The sequence below is a fragment of the Algoriphagus sp. AGSA1 genome, assembly GCF_021390545.1.
Classification (GTDB): Bacteria; Bacteroidota; Bacteroidia; order Cytophagales; family Cyclobacteriaceae; genus Algoriphagus.
Genome location: NZ_JAJUWR010000014.1, coordinates 115,138 through 134,523, shown reverse-complemented (window position 1 = coordinate 134,523; position 19,386 = coordinate 115,138). Strand labels below are relative to the sequence as shown.

The following is a 19,386-nucleotide window of genomic DNA, read 5'->3' as shown; positions in this document are numbered from 1 at the left end:
AAGACGAGGAAAAGATTAAAGGGATTAAAAAATCAGATAAAAAATCCCTTATGATATTTTTTAGTAAAAGTGTTGTTGGAAAAATTCTTAATCACCCTGACATAAAGGTAGAGAGTGCTTGACTCAAAAAAAATACCCTATACAGGGTAATTTTTGATCATTTAAAAGAAAAGTTGTCCACAAAATTGAACTTTACAAAGCTCAAATAGACTTATTCTTATTTAGATCAAAGTTGCTTATCAGCCTACCTCTCACTTTTTTGAATACGTAATACAGCATTTTGATTGGGGCAGCCGCTTACCCAACTCAAGATTGGAATAAAAAGAAAACAGCTGAGCAAGAAAATCAAAATTTCCCGCTCAGCTGCTTTTTACATTGCCTTGTTCTTAGTAATACCTTACTTCGCAGTCAGGGTTGGACTTTTGGAAGCTACTTACCGCCCTACTATTCAATCTTGTGTTGAAACAGGAAAGTTTCTCAAGATTGGGAAGTCCTTGGATTTGCCTTAATGACCGCAGATTTGTACTTGCCACATCCAATTCCTTGAGATTTACCAAACCTTCCAAACCTTTAAGAGTCTTGAGATTTGTTCCAGAAATATTAAGGATTTCCAGATGAATAAGATTCTGAAGTGGCCTTAAATCCTCAATTCCGGTATTACTGATATCTAATTCACGAAGTTCGGCCAAGGAGCTCAATGGAGAAAAATCCACCACAGGCACTTGGGATATCCTTAGTTTTTCCAAAAGTCCCAACTCAGAAAGTGGTCCAATGTTTCTGATAGGGGCATCAAAAATCACCAGAGACCTTAAATTCACAAACTTAGTCAACGCCTGTATATCCCCAATAGGAGTGCGCTCGAAGCTCAAAGAAGCCTTGCCTGTCATGGCATGAAGCTCTTCAGCGCCGGGATCCTCAGTTAAATCAAACTTTTGGCGGAATATCTCCTGCCAAGTGGCATCAAGCTCCTGCCACCAAGCTTGCAGTTCTTCAGTTCTATAGACAATGGTGAGGTCTGGTTTTTGAATTAGGATTTCCGGCACTTCCTCAGCAAATATTTCGGAAGAATTGACATTCAGATACTCCAGATTCGGCAGGTTAACTACATCCATTATTGTAGCCACTGGACTACCATCGAGATCCAGCTTCTGCAGCTCTTCATTTGATTTCAATGGAGAAATATCTTTCACTTGCGTATTTCTACCCTTTATTTCCTTCAAGGTCTTAACCTCACTCAAAGAAATCAATTCAGTCACTGGATTGTCAGAAAAATCAAGTTTAGTAAGTTTGGCGAATCTAGTGATGGGGTTTAAACTTTCAATTCCAGCCCCACTCAGATCCAAATTGTCCAAGCCTATCGTACTAGTAAGAATTTCCACACTAGGTCTATCGGATTTAATATTAGGGTTGGCTTTTTTCAGACTGGCTTTCCAGGCTTCAGACAGGCCTGCCCACCAGCTTTCCAGGTCCTTCACATGATGGATGAGCAGAACTTTCGGGTTATTTCGTATGAAGTCATCAGCAGCCATCACAGAGAGCTTAGTCTCGTCAGCTAAAATTTTATTAAGCGAGGCTTTTTTGTTGAGCGCTGATATATCCCCTACTTCTGTACCGGTGACGTCCAATACTTCCAAATGCTCCAATCCCTTCAGCGGAGAAAGATCCTGGATATTGGTCTTAGACAGATTTAGTGTCTTTAAAGCTGACAGTTCTGCCAATTGACTGAAATTCACCAAATAGTTTCTACTCAAATCAAGGTTCTCCAATTTATCCAGCTCCTTGATATTTTCTGTATTGTTAAAGCCACTCTGTGCCAGATAGAGGCTTTTTAGACTATCAAATTCATTAAGAACAGCAAAGCTCATAATCGGAGTTTCCTCTGCTCGCAATGATCTGATGGATTTGAGATTGACCAGTTCACTGATATCTCTTATCTGTGTTTTGGAGATATCCAGGTGTTTCAGACGGTCAGAGTACTTTATAAACTGGATATCAGAGGTAGGAGTATTGGACACATCAAGAAATTCAAGGAAAGTCACATTGGAAATCGGGCCAAGTTCGGTAATTTGGGTATTACTCAGATTGACAAATTTCAGGTTTCTCATTGCTTCCATCGGACTGAGATCCAGCAAGGAATCAGTTCCTGAAATATCCAGGGAATCCACCTCTACGAACTTGTACAATAAATCCAAATCAACGGTATCATATTCATGTATGGCAAACCTGTTTCTAAAATAATCCTGCCAATGGGGATTTAAGATTGACCACCATTCAGTGAGTTCTTCGTCACGGCTTACCTTAGTGGTATATACACTGGCAATTTTTAATTCCTGGGTCTTGCTGTCCAGATTGACCTCCACAAAGCGCGGCTTTGTATTGGATACCTTTTCATTGTTGATCCCGGTAGCAGTGATAGTCCTATCAAGAGACGCCAAAAAATAGACATCGCCATTATCTTTCTGATTAGGCTTGACATCCCTGATTTTGAATTTGAAATTGGCATCTCTGTAAAAGAACTCAATATCTTTCAGGTATGCGGTCACATTCTTATTGGTTACCACTTTTCTGTCCAAAAGCAGGTCATCTTCCACCTGCACCTCTGCGTCACGGAAGATTTTGAGATAGCTTTCTCTTATCACCACATCCTTGTCTCTGGCGGGGGTTTGAGAAGACCCTATGGTGTTGAGCAAGTATTCCAAAAAGCGGACTTGATCCTCAACCTTAGCTGAATAATCATCAATTTCAGCTTTAGTATAGCCTTTGATGCTCTGGGCTATCCCGGAGGGGCTCAGGCAAAAAAGGAATAAACTCAGATATATAGCCTTAGTTCTGGTCATAAATGTATTTCTGGATGGATTCCTTGTCACCGGGGTTAAGCTTAACAAGGTTTGAAATCAGCCAACCTGTGTTAAATCCAGGTCTATTAAATTGATGAACTTCAAAATACCAGCCCTCGATCTGGAAGAAATGGAATTTCACATCCGTTACTGTCTGGTAGCGTATGTTGTTTTGCTTCATCTCGTACAAAAACAAGGTCAAGTAATCAGGAGTGAATGTGGATTCAGTGAAAGCTTCAGGGGAATTAGAATCCTGAAAAGCCCTTCGGAGATTCATAAAACCAAGTTCATGGCTCAAGGGATGTAGAAAATCCTTGGAATCTCCCACTGGCTTATTGAATATGTTTCGGAAGGGAGGGAAAGATACTTTGTCTATCACCCATTCGTACCCCAATCCCTCAGCTTGGAGCTTTAATATCAATGTGGCGGTTTCACGCTTACCTTTAAACATGAAGTCAGCCTGCACTTCGGCAAACCAGCCACTTCTGTGGAAATTAAGATATTTTGGGTTAACAGAAGATAGTACTGAGTCTATAAATTCTCTTTTAAGATTTTGATTTACAGAGGAAGTTTGGTTGTCGAAAAGTATCTCCAGAAACCCTTTTCTCAGCGATACATTTCGATAGGATGAATCTCCGGGATAAAAACGCACATTTCCATCCGTGGGAGATTCCTCTCCATTAAATCTTCTGAAGAATTGGTTTAATTGTTTGGTAGATGCGGCAAATTTGCCGTCATCCTTAACTGTCCCGGGGCTGCCTATGCCCTGCCCCGAGACAATTGAGATGCTTGCGATGAATATCGCAAAGATGAAGGTGATTATTCTCATGCGGAAGTTTCAGTCACTCTTACGTCACCTAGCATGACGTCCCAGAATTCGATGGTTCTACCAGCGATTTGGGTCTGCTTCTTCTCTACGTAAATAGTGATATCTTTCTTTGTAGTGTCTTTGTAGTTCATTCCTGTCTCTATGGATGTTCCTTCAAAGCGTTGGAATACGGTAATCACACCCACATATCTACCATCAGGTTGTCTTTCCAGATCAGAAATGTACTGTATATCGTACCAGGTGATGTTTACTCTATCATAGTTTAGAGCCATCAACCGCTCAAAGTAACGTCTAACCTTATAATAAGCTATTTCGCTGGTATTGATGCTTGAAACTCCCATTTCAGCTCCTGGAGCGAACAATTCTTCTGCGCGATCCATCACACGGTTGGCTTCAGAGAACTGGGTCTCCTTGCTACCGATGATACTGATATATTTACTTAAATCTTTAACTTTCTCAAGGGCAAGTGAGTCAATTGCCTGCTTTCTAGAAGGACTGATAGTTTCTGACTGAGCCAGTACACTTACTGAAGTAGCAAGGAAAAGGCCCAAGAAAAGGATCATTTTATTTTTCATGAGTATTTTATTTTTTCAGATGGGCGATTATTTTCTTCTAAGTTCCAATTCAGAAACTTTTCCATTGGCATCTAATCGAATATCAGAGATATAATTTAGATTCTTCTTGGTGTCCTTCAGATAATCCAGATACTTAGAGATAGTAGTCGGCTCATCGTAATCCTTGATCCCGTTTTCTTCATGAATAACGATCAAAACGGGAGTTTCCTTGTTTGAGAACATAGCTAATGCCTCTTGAATAGTCTGGTTAGCCATAGATGCATTACCAGCAGCGGTTACACTGTTGAAATAATTTTCAAGTTTCTCAGCGGCCACTTCCTCTGCAGATGATACTGGGGCTGGAGTAGGTGCAGGCTGTTCCACTTGTTCCACAGGAGCTGGCGCCGGTGCCGGTTGGGCTGCTTTCTTCTTACTTTTACATGCACCCATTGCCAGCATAGCAACCAAGGCAATCATAAGTGAGCGGTTAACCGAAATAGAGAACAAATTTTGCTTCATTTGGGGATTTGATTAAGATGATGAGTATGTTTTGTTGATTTTTATAAAAGGGATTTCCCCTGGTTTTTGATTTGGGTACAAAGTAAATAAAATCATGTGATTAAGTCACAAATGCCATTCCAAATGAAAAAGCTTTTTTAAGATAATTTCGCAATGTACTCCTAGCCGTTTTCGGGAGCGTTGCCACCCTGTCTGCCCATTGTGCCCCCGACTCCCTTAGCCGACTGACCTAATATATCAATAAGTGAACCAATGATTTCAAAATCCCTGCAGAAAAGGGAAAAAGCAAGTGAAAATGGGCAAAAAACCTCAAAAAATACCCTATATAGGGTATTTTTTTTCTGAAGTTAAGGCCTGAACTTTGGAAAAGCGTTAAATTTTAATACAGGCGATAGCCGATTGTAAATGCCCAGAGTTTCTCTGGGTTTTTATTTGCCTACAGTTGACAGGGTAGTTTTTATGTTTTCCGAGAATCCCAAGTTATTGCCCTACCACACCTGTAAGATAAAAATAGTACGCCTCCCAGTCGTAGGACAGCACACTCCAGACCTCCACTCATGTCTCGGTTTATTTTAAGACAGGATTTTAACTCATGACAAGCTAGTCTATTACCAACTTGGTCATATAAATCTTACTCAGCCCATTGTTGCTTTCTGATACATACACCTGAAAATCAGATAGATCTAGGAAATCCCTGGAGGTGATGTCATTCCTTTTACTTGTGAAATATAAGATTTGGCTATCCTCATCATAAAAGGGACAATATTCCATATATTTTGTATTAATAGGCTCTCCTAGGTTTGTAGCCTTTGCCCAAACTCCGTCTGCCTCCCTCTTTGAGATATATAAATCGCCACTCCCGAAACCTCCAGTTTCGTTATATTTGGTGAATAGTAAAAAGTTTTCTTTTCTGGAAATGAATGCATTGAACTCGTAACCTGCGCTGTTAACATTTTCTCCCAGTAGTTCGGGTACCGAATAGGCACCATTTTCCCAACGGGAAAAATAGATATCATCCTTGCCCATTCCATCGGGGGAGTCCATGGTAAAGTAAAGGTTGTTGCTTTCACTGACTGAAGGATAGAATTCATCGTTGCTGGAATTTACCGGTGTGCCTAGATTTACAGGCACAGACCATGTTTTTCCCTTCAAACTTCTTTCCACATACCATATATCAAAGTCCTTTTTTTCGTGGACAGTATCACTTACAGGTCGATCGGACACAAAAAACAAACGATTACCATCTGGGGATAAAAAAGGTTCTAGATACAAATATGAATCAGAAAACGGCATCAGCTGTGGTGCTGACCATTTATTATCAACATCTTTTGTAATAAATGCGATCTGGGATATTTCCTGAAAAGGGCTCTGGATGGTAAAAAACGCTTCAGCACCGTCTGAAGAAATGCTAAAATCCCTTACGCTCATAAATTGGTTTAAGTCCTTGTTGAATTGGACTACTTCATTTTCTTCCTGAGCGGATATTTGATGAGCCATACCTACCAATAGCAGGATCAAGTAAATTCTGTGCATCTCAATAAGCCAATTTGATTAATTATTCCACACCCGAATCTAAAGTTTTTCCCGTATCATCTAGCCCTTATGCTGAATTATTGGTTGACCAAATTAAGGGATTTATCGGTCTCTTCAACAGAAGTATTGATACTTTCCCTACTAATTATCATAAATGAGCAATTAAAAGATGTTACTGGGATTTCATCAGCTGCAGTTCGTCTCGATTTTCTCCGTATTCAGTTCTAGTTTCATTCCATGTTCATTTCGAAGATAAAGGGTGCGGGTAGGGAAAGCTATGGAAATTTCCAACTCATTGAATCTCTCGTATATCTTAAAATTAAAATCCTGCTGAATATCCATATAGGTGTTGAAGTCGGCACTGTTAATAATATAGACTATCTCATAATCCAAACTTGAATCCCCAAACGCTTTAAAATGCGCCCTATCAAAATCCACCCGCTTTTCAGATTCAATAATTTCCCTTAACAGCCCAGGGATCTTCTTTACCTGTTCTACAGGAGTTTCGTAGGTGACCCCCACGGTAAATACTATTCTGCGCCGTTCCATTTTCTTATAGTTATGAATCCTGGAATTGGTCAGGTCACTATTTGAAAAGACTAGCTGCTCACCGGAAAGTGTCTTTATCCTTGTGGTCTTGATCCCGATTTTATCAACTACCCCATTTTTTTCTCCCACTACGAGAAAATCCCCTACTTCGAAGGGACGGTCAAAAAAGATCACAAAATAATTGAACAAATCGCCTAATATATTCTGGGCTGCTAGTGCTATGGCAATACCCCCAATTCCCATACCCGCAATGATTGCAGATACATTATACCCAAGGTTACTGAGCATGAAAACCAAACCTACCATCCAGATCATCACATTGATGATCAATATGATCCCCCCCATCTGTTTTACTTTCTCTTCTCCCCCCTCCTGTCTCCTGATATAAGATTGGAGAAACATAAGGATCACGCTGGAAACCAATCTTATCGAATAGTAGGTGATTATAACTACATATACCACTTCCAAAATAGACGTTATCCTTTCTGGCCAGGCTAGTGTCTTCAGTACTGCGTATATTATAGTGAAATATACCATCGGCACCACATATAGACCGAGACTCTCTACAATAAAATCGTCTATCGTGGTTTTTGATTTTGACACCAAAATGGCGAGACGCTTCAGTACTACATTCTTGAAGATCCTGACCAGTAAAAGACCGAAGGCGAGTACGCCCAAGGCTATCAGATACTCCTTTCCAGTATTTCCCCAATATTCAGTTGTTAATAAATCTTCCATTTAAATATTAAGTTTTATGTTTAATCATATAGTTTAATAAGATTAAAGGAAACAGTAAAACACCCAAACAATCGGACGGTTAGAATTTAGCCCTTTCCAGGAAAATACTGCAAGCTACTACTTGCAAAAATTTGACGAATTAATTAAAACGGCTATCGCTAAAGGGAATTGATTCCATACATTGTCTGATTGTAAGCAGTCTCAATGGTCTCTTAAATCAAGAAACTTTGTCTTTTATCTTGTTATAGAAGAAAACCAAGAGGACAATTACCAGCAAAAACAGTGTCGCCCCCATAAAAATCTCAATAATTTCCATTACAAGGGTAAGGATCAGGATTGCTCCGAGTAAAATTATTGCCAGAATTACCAAACCTATTTTTTTCATACTTCTTTTTTTTAATTCGCCGATCTGGTTTTATTCACTCTCCCATTGAAGACAGAAGTCCCGATAACAGATGAATACAGGAATAGTGCTCAATTCACCAACAACATACCGACTATTCTTCGATTTTTGGGTCGGGCATAATTTTTCATTTGGTCCTGATCAGACTGCGGATGGATATATTCCTCCCGGAGCCCGAATCAGGGAGATACCTCTTTTTCTTATTTATCCCCAGCGGTGTGACCTTAATATTGTCCTTATCTATGCCTCTCTTTTTCTCAAAGCCACTTTCATTTTTATTTATAGTTGTGGTAGCCAGGTATTGATGATCACTATTGAAGGATCAAATACTATTCCCTAGTCTGGATATCTAAAAAAAGCAGAAAAGAACTGTCCTGGTTACCTCAATCAGTATTTAAATGACCTCCCCCATTAGATTCCTAGGATAATATCCAGCGGTTTGTGTCAAACTTTCCTCAGTCTGTTGCCTTCTATTGGCAAGTGAAATCTTACTTATCTAGATTTACACACTTTATCTTTACGGATGTCCCTCATGAATCTAGACTGCTCCAAGTAGTAGCTCAGAAAGCATTTATGGCCTGGATAAAGAGAAATTCTCTGAACATTTCGATATAGTTAGTAAAATTGGTTTAGGGCTGTTGAAAACCACCAGGAACAGATCAAAAGCTATCCTTTGGACTAATTAGCTCATCTTTCATGCGAACGGTTTTGCAGCAGGTACAAGCTTTCTCCATGCACCGAAAAATCCCAAAATCGGGATTTTTAACTAGCCTCGGCCATACCATTTTCTGCGTTGGCCTCATTCGAATTATATGCATACATCTTCACTCATCCTATAGAATTATTTAAAATAAATTTATATTGAAAAAACTTGAATAATCTCCATATAAACCATTATACAGATACAAATTAAAGTCTCATCAAATTGACCAAACAGTCAGATCCATCATAAAAATGCATGCCAGCTATACATTGGCATTCCATTGTAAATGCTTGAATTATTTGAACACACGAGAAGTTTTTTAGTGAAGGTTCATTCATTAAATATTGATTCAATTAGCAACTACTGCCTTTAGGCCATCAACCAAAACCATATCTATGAGCTTTGTCCCCCAGGAACTTCTTGGGGTATATTTTAGCAGTTTCCCGATCTGAAATAGGATATGTTTTTACAACTTCTACGGGGTTCCCCCTGGAAAAGCAATTCCTTTTCCAGGGGGAATAAATGACTGGCTATGCATTCTGCATTCTTCAGGCAGTGAAATCCCTAGGTACTTTATGATAGTCTTTTTCCATCCCTGATGTGTCCCACTGCATGCAGTACACATACTTCTATAATTAAAACATTAAAAATCACGATCTTGGTAGGGCAATCCTTTCTGGCTTTCGCAGTACGTCTTTAAACTGTATAAAAACATGCCCCAATTATAGCTGCACCATCGATAAAAATCAGTTCTTGCCCTCCAGTTGAAGTGTTTAAGGGTTACGGCAGTGGTATTATCCTTTTCTGTCAGTTCAAAAGACACGCGAGTGCCTATCCATTCTTCATCGGATTCCAGGCATTCCCAAACAATTTTGCTGTTCTCTACAAGTTCAATTGTCTTGAACCTAGTCAAGTATCCTTCATCAAAGTCAAATTCATTGACAAAACCTACTTCGGGCTTTACTTTTAGCTTCTTTGTCCACACTTTCCCCAAACCTTCTTCAGAAGTAAGTGCTTGATATACATTGGCTGCAGGTACTTTGAGATAATTAATTTGCTCTATACTTTCCATTTGTCTCAGATTTTTGGATGTTTTCGAATTTTAAACCTATAAGCATTAAAAATTTACGATTTTCCGATTTTTTACAAGTAATGGGATTTGCCATTCTTTTATTCTTATAAAATGTGGCAGCTAATCCCAAAAACTATGGTTACTGACACCATTAAGACGACTACATGCCCAGCCGGCTTCCAAGTCCAAAACGTTAAGAAAGCAAAAATGCCACAGATCTCTTAATTATTTGGCGTATGCTGCTATTAATCGCTCAGCGCACCTTTCACCATCCATAGCGGCAGAGACTATACCTCCTGCATACCCAGCCCCTTCTCCGCACGGGAACAGACGTTTGATCTGTATATGTTCAAATGACTCCCGATCCCTGGGAATACGGACTGGCGATGAGGTTCTACTTTCTAAGCCAATCAACTGGGAATCATTTGTATAATACCCCTTCATTTTATTGCCAAATGCTTTGAATGCCATAGCCAAGCGTTCTGAAATGAAATCAGGCAATACTTCCCGCATTTCCACTGAATTGAGCCCAGGCTGATACGAAGTATCCAAGAGGCTTGAGCTCGTCTTTTTATTCACAAAATCCACCATTCGTTGGGCTGGAGCAACTTGGGTTTTACCTCCTGCTCTCCAGGCATTCCTTTCCACCTCAGCCTGAAATTCCATGGCGGAGAGGGATCCAAACTTTTGATATTGCGCTGGTAAATCTTCTAATTCTACCGACACCACAATTCCGGAATTGGCAAACTTGCCATCTCTTCTGCTAGGGCTCATACCGTTTACCACAAGTTCACCGGGGGCAGTGGCCGCAGGAACTATAAATCCCCCCGGACACATACAAAAACTAAAAACACCTCGCTGTTTATTTTTGTAGTCGGTCTGATGAACGAGTGAGTATGCGGAGGCAGGAAGGTACGGCCCACGATCCAAACCACAATGGTACTGAATGCTATCAATAAGGGGCTGGCTATGCTCTATCCGTACTCCCAAGGCAAAAGGTTTGGCTTCTATTTTAATCTCTTTTTGATGAAGCAGGTGGAATATATCCCGGGCTGAGTGGCCGGTCGCCAATATCACGCCTATACCGGTGATTTTGTCTCCACGTTGGGTGACCACACCTTTCAGTTCGTCTCCTTCCAGAATAAAGTCATCAACTCGAGTGTCGAAAAGGACCTCTCCACCAAAACCCCGGATCGTTTCCCGCAGATCTTCAACTAATTTGGGAAGTTTATTTGTACCTATATGAGGATGGGCATCCACTAAGATTTCCTCGGTCGCTCCATGTGCCACCAGGATCTCCATGATTCTGCGAATATCCCCGCGCTTTTTGGACCGGGTATAGAGCTTTCCATCCGAATAGGTGCCCGCACCCCCTTCTCCAAAACAGTAATTGGAATCCGGATTGACAATATGGTCTTTGTTAATCGCTGCCAAATCACGGCGCCGGGACCTGACATCCTTTCCCCTTTCAATTACAATTGGTCTAACCCCCAGCTCTATTGCGCGAAGAGCAGCAAATAGTCCTGCCGGACCGGCACCCACAATAACAATGGGATCACCAATACTGACATTTTTATATTCCGGCCGATTGTCCAAAAGTAATGGAGGAGTTTCTTTTATATAAAGCTCGGCCAGTACGTTTATCTTTACATTCCTTCCGCGTGCGTCTATCGACCGCTTTATCTGTCTGGCGATTGCTTCTGGTGAATCTGTCGGTAGTCCGGCTTTCCGCAATACCACTTCTTGGAAAAGTAAGGGGTCGTAGGCCTCTTGAGGGCTCAATTGTAGGTTGAATTCTTTCTTCATAGTAAGGTAGTTATCCTTAATAGGTACAAAAGTACATCAAAGAAAGCTTGAATTACAGCGTTTGATGAAAATAGCGAGGCAAACGGAGTATGTGGGAGTAGTCAGAATACTTATAAATAAACCAATCCCTTATGGTTACTATGATAAGATATCCATGCGGCACAATTAAAGACCATCCCCAATCAGTCTTCTGGCTTTTTCCAGATCTTCTGCGGTATCTATGGCCACTGCCTCATGCGTGCTTTCCACCATCCGTATTCTATATCCATTTTCCAGAAGTCTTAACTGTTCGAGCATTTCTATAGACTCCAGGTTGCTTTTGGGTAAATGAGTAAAAGCTTGCAGCACTTCCCGCCTATAGGCATAGATTCCCACGTGTTTCCAATAGAACAGGTCTTTTGCTTTTTCTCTAATATATGGGATCGGGGATCTGGAAAAATAAAGGGCGTCGCTCCACATATCCACTACTACCTTTACAACATTAGGGTTTTCTGCTTCCTGAGGTGTAATTCTGGTTTTCAGAGATGCGACATCCACCCGGGTGTCCTCAAATACATGGACTAGGTCTATAAGAGAATTTCTGTCCTGAAACGGTTCATCACCTTGAACATTCACGATCAAATCAGCAACAACTACATCTAAGGCTTCTGCAATCCGGTCAGATCCGCTTTCATGCGTCTTCTGGCTCATAAAAACGCTCCCGCCGATAGCTTCTATTTGTTCTTTGATTTCTTGGTGGTCAGTTACCACCCATACTTCATCAAAAACCCCAGCCTCTCTGGTACTGAGGTAGGTTCGTTGAATCACTGATTTTCCTCCCAAATCCTGTACTAATTTAGATGGGAGTCTTGTAGATGCATACCTTGCAGGAATTAGTGCTGCCCGTGTTAATATAGCCATCAAACCCTGAATTTTGCTAAAAATTTCTTCAACCACTGCGCCTTTTCTTTCCTATCCTCATGATCATAATAGGAGCCCGTGTATTCATTTTTTCTCATATAAGAATAGTTATATCCATATCCATAATTATATCCCCCAAAATCATAGACATCTACCCCAGCCTTGATTCCGTTGAACACCGCATAAATGTTATCCACTTGATCGTTGGCATAAAGGTCATTAATCATTAACAGATAGCGCTTATGTGTATAATCCTGCCTCACGATATATAAATTGATGTCTGAGAAACGCATCAGATCCATAGTTTCTGAAACAAGTCCTATAGGAGGAGTATCCATTACAATTACGTCAAACTCCCCGTCCAATGAATTCAGGAATTCATTCATCTTTTCTTTAAGAAGTAATTCAGCAGGATTTGGCGGTATTGGCCCAGAAGGCACTACATACAAATTATCAAAGGTGGTTTTCACCAGGATTTCTTGTCTGCTTGCTTTTCCAATCAAGTAATTTGATAACCCGGTTAAATTTTCAACCCCTAGATATTCCGATATTTTAGGTCTTCTTAAGTCTAACCCTATCAAAAGGGTTCTTTTTCCACTTAATGCCAATGCAGAGGCAAGATTGATACTAACAAAGGTCTTCCCTTCTCCCGACACCGAAGAAGTAACTAATATTTTTTTACATTCCTTCTCACTTGCAAGATAAAATAATGCGGAACGTAATGATCTGAATGACTCAGTAACCATGGATTTAGGATGCTCCTGCACTAACAGGTTCGTATCCTTTGTACTGTAACCTATTGTTCCCAGTAAAGGGATTCTCAATACATTTTTGAGTTGTACCTGATCTACAATCCTATTGTTAAGATAATGATAGACTAAGAGAAACCCCAATGGAATAAACAAGCCCAAACCAAAAGCCAATCCATAGTTATTGGCTTTTTTTGGAAAAATCAAATTTCCTCTTCTAGCATAATCCAACACTGAATTATCTGAGATATTGGAGGCTCTCGCTATGCCTGCCTCCGCTCTTTTTTCCAAGAGGTAATTATATAGATTCTCCCGCAACTTAAATTCCCTGTTCAACGCCATAAAATCCGACTCAGCTATTGGTAGCTTGGCGAATTCATTATCCTCTTCTGCCAATTTTGAAAGGGCTTGCGCTTTTCTGTTTTCAGTGTTTTTTACGAGATTATCTATATTCTCAAAAATATTTTCTCTAAGTTTTGAAATCTGCTCATCCAGTTCCAGCACCTTGGGATGATTTTCATTTACTGCAGCGAGGAGCCCCCTTCTGTTTAAGGAAACTTCAATGAGCCGAGCTACCAGGCCATTCAATAAGCCATCGTCAATACCTATTAATGAAGGAGCTAAAATATCTGAAAAATCTTTCCCCTTTTCGATTAAATAGGTCTGAAGGGATTGATAGTATTGTAACTGGAAATCAATGGCCTGAATCTGGTCTTCCAAAGACTGCATATTACCCAATACCCCGCCAAACTCAGAGTTGATATCCAAAAGCTTATTCTTAACCTTAAAATCAAGCATCTTCCGCTCGACAGCTTTCAATGAATCCTCAACGATATACAGCTGTTCATCCAAAAACCTCAGTGTGTTTTCCGTCATTTGGTTTTTTTCCTTCAGATTGTATTCTATATAAGAATCCATCAATGCATTCACATAATCCCTTCCTTTTTCGACTACTTTGGTCACCATAGTCACTTGAAGCACAGTACCATAGCTATTGATAGGACGCACTGCTATTGCTTTGGAGTAATCATCTATAATATTGATGTAATTATGGATTTTAAAACTAAGCCTATCATTTTCTTTTAGCGTCTTTTTCTTGTATATGGTAAACTTACTTTTTGAAGACTCTATTTCCTCCCCAAATTTAAATCTGCGGTTAAGGATATCTTCATCTATAGGCCCGGCAGCTTTTGCGTTCAAAAAATCAAAAAATCCGGATTCTTCTATGGTCAATACAAACTCGTCATCTGAAACCACGGTGAAGGTGATTTCACCCAATTCCATCTGTGGGAAATCCCTGTCCACTTCAACATGTATCGGAGATTGGTCATATAGCTCCACTTCCTTGATGTTAGTGGACGCATAGTAGGTGACGTTGAAGTTCAACCCCTGCAATGCCTCAGCGGCCAAATTCTTAGAGGTGAGCAATAATATATCGTTTTCCAGCCGATATGAACCCGAAAAAATATTGGATCTGTCCAGGATCTTCATCTCAGGACTGGAATTTTGCTTGATCAAAATACTTCCCTGAACCTCATATTCCTCCACCGAATACCGGTGAAATAAAAAGGTAATGATCAAACCTAAAAAGATACTTGTAACATATAGTGGCCAATACCTAGAGTATTTGATCAGGTAATACTTGATATCTATAGGCTTTACCTCATCTTGAAACTTGGAAATATCGACCTTTCCGTCTATCATAAATTCGTGGTCAATAACGCAACAATTACAATAATTGATGAAGTTACAGAAATTATCAAACCAAGTGAAGCTGTAAGGTTTTCCGCATTGCCAAACTGGCGGATTTTCATTGGCTCTAAATACAGTATATCATTTGGCTGAATAAAATAAAAAGGAGATGCCAGAAGTTGCCGGTCATTGAGATTAATCTGGTGGATTTTTGTTCCTCCATCGTATTGTCTAATGATAAAAAGCTTATTTTTCTTGGCTAGGATATTGGATTCTCCGGCAACCGCCAGAGCATCAAAGATGGTCGCTCTATTCTTTAAAATCACCTGCGCCCCAGAACTACTGAATTCACCCAATGCTGTAAAGCGAATTCCGCCTATTCTTAATTTCACATAGACTTCTTCTTTGAAAAATTGATTGATAGTCTCTTGAATTTTCTTCTGGGCCGCCTCCTCTGTCAATCCGGCAATGGCTACCTTACCCAGCTGTGGAAGTTCCACATAACCTTCTTGATCTATAGAATATCCTGTAAAGTAAAATAAATCATTTACTCCTCCCCCTCCACCGCCCTGGCGCATATTTCTGGATCCCTGAAACTCAAAAGCTTTGGTCAATTCCTCGTCTGAAGAGGCAAAATCAATGTCAACAATATCGAAAGGCTGAAGTATATATTTATACTCCACTGTGGCATAGGGAATAAATTCATCCAGACCGATCTCAGGATTCCCAGGTAGATTTTGTAGATAAGTTATCCGTTTATTGCTAATACATGAGCTCAATATTAAGCAGGTCAAAACGAATCCAATGTGTTTTTTCATTAAGTGAAATTAGTGTTTTTTAATTGCCCTGTCTTTTTATTTGCTTTTCAAGATTAATTTTTTGGTTTAAGGCAGAAGCATCTTTCATGGAAATACTCTGTAATCTATTAGACTCCATCAGTTCCTGTATAAAAATCAGGAGATCTTCTAAAATAACTAAATTTTCTTCCGGAAAATGTCCGAAATTGTGCGGGTGCCACCACAAATGATAGCATTTTCCTTCAATGCAGGCATTTTCCAATTCTGCCTTAATCCGGGATATTCTTCTCCTATTAAAAATTGACCCTTTACGGTAAGGCCTTAGTAGCCTACTCGCCGGCAGCTGCAATATAGGCTTGGAATCGAGCCCCTCCATATCATAACATACATTTCTTCCCAGAGGAAGTAGAGTATCACCAGTTCTGAATATTTTTTTCAAAAGGCTCTCATGAGCTGTTTCTTTCCAGAACCAATCTGAGGGGTTGGTTCTCACTGCTGAAAAGCCAGCCTTATCGGCAACGTTCAGCACCTCAGGATAATATTGATTCCTAGGAAAAACCAAACTTTCCAGAACAACCCCGTATTTTGATTTTGCAATAGATCTACATGCCTGAAGATCCGACTCAAAAGCCTCAAATGTACTTCCTTCCACTGCAGTAAAAAAGTGTGAAAAGGTATGCGACGCCAATTCCTGTCCCGGAGTCAACTGTATCCGATTCACCATCTCCGGTGCAAAGAGACCTAAACTACCATTCTTCATCTGCCGCCGCCCCCATTCAAATGCAGAGTATTTTTTCTCAGAAAAACTAGGTTGAACATCAGGAGCATATTCATGCCATTCCTCCCAATTTTCAGCCATCAGCATCCCGACCGTAGCCCAGGTAGCCCTAATCGAATACCTCTCAAAAAGATCTAAAATCCGAGGCAGGCAATCAAGAGCATTGGTGTAATACTGTTGATAATCACGTAAATCGTATTTATCAAATCTACCCCAATGGAGTTCAAAATCTAAGGAAATTATAAGGCTTGCTTTGGACAATTGGTGTCAGGGTGATCGTTTTAAATATGCAGTCGAAGAACAGATTAACCATAGGATTGAAAATTGCAAAAACGGCATCCAGATAGATTTCATTCTATAAAACAATCCGAAGTTATTGAGGGTAAAGGTAAACAGCAAAAACATTCCAACTGCAATTATTGAATAGTATTTCGCCGAAAAAGGGATAGGAAACGGGGTGTTTCGAAGAACGACATACCATGGGATGATTTGTAACCTTGTGCCCCCCATTCCACCTCTCCGACGGGCAGGGGAAAACTTCGAGAAATAAATTATAAGTACACGATATACCCTATAACTATATAGAAACAGGGCTAAAAGGGTGATAAGCATTAGCCAAGTATTTTCTATAGCTATAATAACAGAATAGAAATCCCAGCTCTCCCAGAGAAGTGGACGGAAAATTACGGCAAACAACCGTTCCATACTATTCATTTCTACCATAGGAATTGCGGTGCTCGCATTAAAACTATTCAAATAGTACAACTGATTGGTACTAAATGCCTTAAAACTATCCTGCGAAAATGATTCCAAATGCAGGTAAAGTAGGAATTGATTGATTGCCTGAAAAAACAAGATTACTAATATCACTATCAAAATCACAGATTTGCTCAGTGACTTTTTAAGCACAGGCAGGAGAAGCCAAACCAATACAGGTATAAAGAAAATGCCTACAACCGGTCTTACAAACAGGCAGATAATCCACCCAATCAATCCCAAAATCATAGTAGTACCAGGCATGGTAAGGGAGTAAAACAACATGGACAATCCTAGAAACAGCAAGTTTTCCTTCGAAACTCCCGCCGTCCAAAAATGTAGTCCCGGTAAAAACAATGGCAGGTACAGCAGCTTTGGAAAAGCCAACATACCAATACGCTCTAAGATGAGAAACCGGAAGCTTAGAAAAAGCAAAACAACTCCCATGAAAGAAAAGGTTGAGTAAACGAAGGTCCCTGACCAATAAGAAAAACCCAGCAACTTACTTGGAATATAGTTCAACCACTGTATAAAAAAGGTATTAATCCCGAAATATCCCATCCAGTTTTGGGCATGCTGTGAGGTATCAGCCGTTAATTGCCAAAATCTGAGGGAATCCCCACCATTATGGAGAATATAACTGGCATAAAAAAATGAGAAGCCTAGATGGACTAGCCAAAGAAGAGTCACAAGAATCTGTTCACCTTGATCAATCCCCTTGCTTTTCCTGAGCCAAACCAAAAAGTACACTAAAGGTAAGTTGCAAAAAATAAGAACCAGAAAATCAACAACTTTTAGATTCATAGTAAAGCTTTCTGGTAATTGTCCAAGGTTTTCTCCAACGAAAACAAGGTTGAGCCCACTTTGGCGATCTTAGCCTTATCTAGCCGGGATATACTTAGAAACCATTGCACAAGATCATTGAAATTAACAGACTGGTTATCGATAATTAAGCAACTATCCTCATCACTAAGGAGCAAATCCATATCCCCGATCCCCCTTGAGACAAGAACCGGCAACCCACACATCATGTATTCACCTAGCTTGATCGGTAGAATCCCTTTGGTGCCAGGACCGGGCTTCCTTAAACTAACCCCTACATCCCCTGCCATCAGATAATCCGGCACTTGATCAAAGGCCACTTCTAAAACAATTACCTGAGATTTGATATCATAAGGAATCTCTGGTATCAAATACCCCGGATCTCTGGTAAGAAAAACCATTTTAAAGGAAATCCCTCTTTCTTTTATTCCCCTCAGAATGCTAAACAATACATCCAATGCGTATCCCGGACCCAGTGAACCGGAATGAATCAAAACTAGTTCTTCGGAGAGATTTAATTGTTCTCTGATTTCATTTCTGCGTTCGGCAGAAAAATGAAATTTCCTTATGTCTCTTCCATTACCTACCAGAAAAAACTTTTGAACATCCAAGTTTGTGTATCGAGTGGTATGCCAGTCAATCGAATGTCTAGTTCTTACTAACACCTTGCTGGATTCCAAAAGTATTCTATGTTCTATACCAGTCAAAATCCGATGAACTATCCCCCCCTTTGTAAGATTCCCCAAATCCAATCTTTCCTGTATAGGAAGTCCATCTGCATCAAAAACAATTTCACAGCCCATTCCTTTTACCTTCTTCAGGACAGTCAAAAGAAATAACGCCGGCATGGTACTTCTAGGAATAATCACCTGAATCTGATGAGATTGGAGGTAATTAATCAGAAAGGATCGATTAGAAAATACAGCAGATAAACTAGCCAGTATGGCTGGGGCTTTTCTTGAAATTGGAAAATGGTTATAATCCAACCCTAATTTACTGGCCAGAAACGAAATTCTATCCACCTCTACTGATTTTGCCCAGGAAAATTGAAAAATAGAAATGGTTATTCCTCCTCTGTTCTGTAATCCGGAAAAAATCGGGAAAAACAGATTTTCCAAGTAGTTGGTCTTATCAGAGTCCCAGCTTATAAATAGTACCTTTTTCAAGAATCCTAAATTGTTTTATCAAATATCAGTGTAGTGGCAATTTATCTATTGATCGCCCCTATTGCACACATCCAACAGGTCATTTCAAACAGAGCCATAACCCCCAATATATCAATGGGTTTCATTTTGCAGGAACAGCATACATGAGATAGAAGGAAAAAACATGATAGGGCGTAAATAAAA

The 19,386-nt window shown here is 40.0% G+C and carries 16 protein-coding genes; 1 reads left to right on the top strand and 15 read right to left on the bottom strand.

What is annotated here, in order from left to right; translation table 11 throughout:
• Positions 1-386: 386 nt before the first annotated feature.
• The 7 genes from LZF95_RS12970 to LZF95_RS12940 form a co-directional block, all read right to left on the bottom strand.
• On the bottom strand, positions 387-2,837 hold the full coding sequence (locus tag LZF95_RS12970) for a leucine-rich repeat domain-containing protein (protein ID WP_233755509.1): 2,451 nt from the start codon (positions 2,835-2,837) through the stop codon (positions 387-389).
• Complete coding sequence (locus tag LZF95_RS12965; protein ID WP_233755508.1) at positions 2,824-3,666, bottom strand: hypothetical protein; 843 nt, start codon at positions 3,664-3,666, stop codon at positions 2,824-2,826. The genes LZF95_RS12970 and LZF95_RS12965 overlap by 14 nt, the downstream gene beginning before the upstream one ends.
• A complete protein-coding gene (locus LZF95_RS12960; RefSeq protein ID WP_233755507.1) occupies positions 3,663-4,241 on the bottom strand; it encodes a hypothetical protein in 579 nt (192 codons plus the stop codon). Before LZF95_RS12960 ends, LZF95_RS12965 begins: the two co-directional genes overlap by 4 nt.
• A 27-nt stretch (positions 4,242-4,268) precedes the next feature.
• The gene (locus tag LZF95_RS12955; protein ID WP_233755506.1) at positions 4,269-4,739 is read right to left on the bottom strand and encodes a nucleoid-structuring protein H-NS; all 471 of its coding nucleotides are present in this window, start codon (positions 4,737-4,739) and stop codon (positions 4,269-4,271) included.
• A gap of 600 nt (positions 4,740-5,339) precedes the next feature.
• Complete coding sequence (locus LZF95_RS12950) at positions 5,340-6,272, bottom strand: hypothetical protein (RefSeq protein WP_233755505.1); 933 nt, start codon at positions 6,270-6,272, stop codon at positions 5,340-5,342.
• A 186-nt stretch (positions 6,273-6,458) separates the two neighbouring features.
• Entirely contained in the window at positions 6,459-7,559 is a 1,101-nt protein-coding gene (locus tag LZF95_RS12945; protein WP_233755504.1) for a mechanosensitive ion channel family protein, read from the bottom strand.
• A gap of 217 nt (positions 7,560-7,776) precedes the next feature.
• Positions 7,777-7,944 carry a hypothetical protein gene (locus LZF95_RS12940; protein ID WP_233755503.1) on the bottom strand — a complete coding sequence of 56 codons (168 nt, stop codon included), beginning with the start codon at positions 7,942-7,944 and terminating at the stop codon, positions 7,777-7,779.
• 70 nt (positions 7,945-8,014) lie between these two features.
• On the opposite strand from LZF95_RS12940, the gene LZF95_RS12935 reads away from it, so the two are divergent.
• On the top strand, positions 8,015-8,302 hold the full coding sequence (locus tag LZF95_RS12935; protein ID WP_233755502.1) for a hypothetical protein: 288 nt from the start codon (positions 8,015-8,017) through the stop codon (positions 8,300-8,302).
• Positions 8,303-9,308: 1,006 nt separating this feature from the next.
• Here the strand turns inward: LZF95_RS12935 and LZF95_RS12930 are convergent.
• From LZF95_RS12930 to LZF95_RS12895, 8 genes are all read right to left on the bottom strand, one after another.
• Positions 9,309-9,737 (bottom strand): SRPBCC domain-containing protein, encoded by a 429-nt coding sequence (locus LZF95_RS12930; RefSeq protein ID WP_233755501.1) that lies wholly within the window; start codon positions 9,735-9,737, stop codon positions 9,309-9,311.
• Between the two features lie 225 nt (positions 9,738-9,962).
• On the bottom strand, positions 9,963-11,543 hold the full coding sequence (locus LZF95_RS12925) for an NAD(P)/FAD-dependent oxidoreductase (protein ID WP_233755500.1): 1,581 nt from the start codon (positions 11,541-11,543) through the stop codon (positions 9,963-9,965).
• 165 nt (positions 11,544-11,708) lie between these two features.
• Entirely contained in the window at positions 11,709-12,443 is a 735-nt protein-coding gene (gene kdsB / locus LZF95_RS12920) for a 3-deoxy-manno-octulosonate cytidylyltransferase (RefSeq protein ID WP_233755499.1), read from the bottom strand.
• Positions 12,443-14,896: a tyrosine-protein kinase gene (locus LZF95_RS12915; protein WP_233755498.1), complete on the bottom strand. Its 2,454-nt coding sequence runs from the start codon at positions 14,894-14,896 to the stop codon at positions 12,443-12,445. The genes kdsB and LZF95_RS12915 overlap by 1 nt, the downstream gene beginning before the upstream one ends.
• Positions 14,893-15,702: a polysaccharide biosynthesis/export family protein gene (locus LZF95_RS12910; RefSeq protein WP_233755497.1), complete on the bottom strand. Its 810-nt coding sequence runs from the start codon at positions 15,700-15,702 to the stop codon at positions 14,893-14,895. The genes LZF95_RS12915 and LZF95_RS12910 overlap by 4 nt, the downstream gene beginning before the upstream one ends.
• A gap of 19 nt (positions 15,703-15,721) precedes the next feature.
• On the bottom strand, positions 15,722-16,720 hold the full coding sequence (locus tag LZF95_RS12905) for a polysaccharide deacetylase family protein (RefSeq protein ID WP_233755496.1): 999 nt from the start codon (positions 16,718-16,720) through the stop codon (positions 15,722-15,724).
• 6 nt (positions 16,721-16,726) lie between these two features.
• Positions 16,727-18,019 (bottom strand): hypothetical protein, encoded by a 1,293-nt coding sequence (locus LZF95_RS12900; RefSeq protein ID WP_233755495.1) that lies wholly within the window; start codon positions 18,017-18,019, stop codon positions 16,727-16,729.
• On the bottom strand, positions 18,016-19,203 hold the full coding sequence (locus tag LZF95_RS12895; RefSeq protein WP_233755494.1) for a glycosyltransferase: 1,188 nt from the start codon (positions 19,201-19,203) through the stop codon (positions 18,016-18,018). Before LZF95_RS12895 ends, LZF95_RS12900 begins: the two co-directional genes overlap by 4 nt.
• Positions 19,204-19,386: the final 183 nt, after the last annotated feature.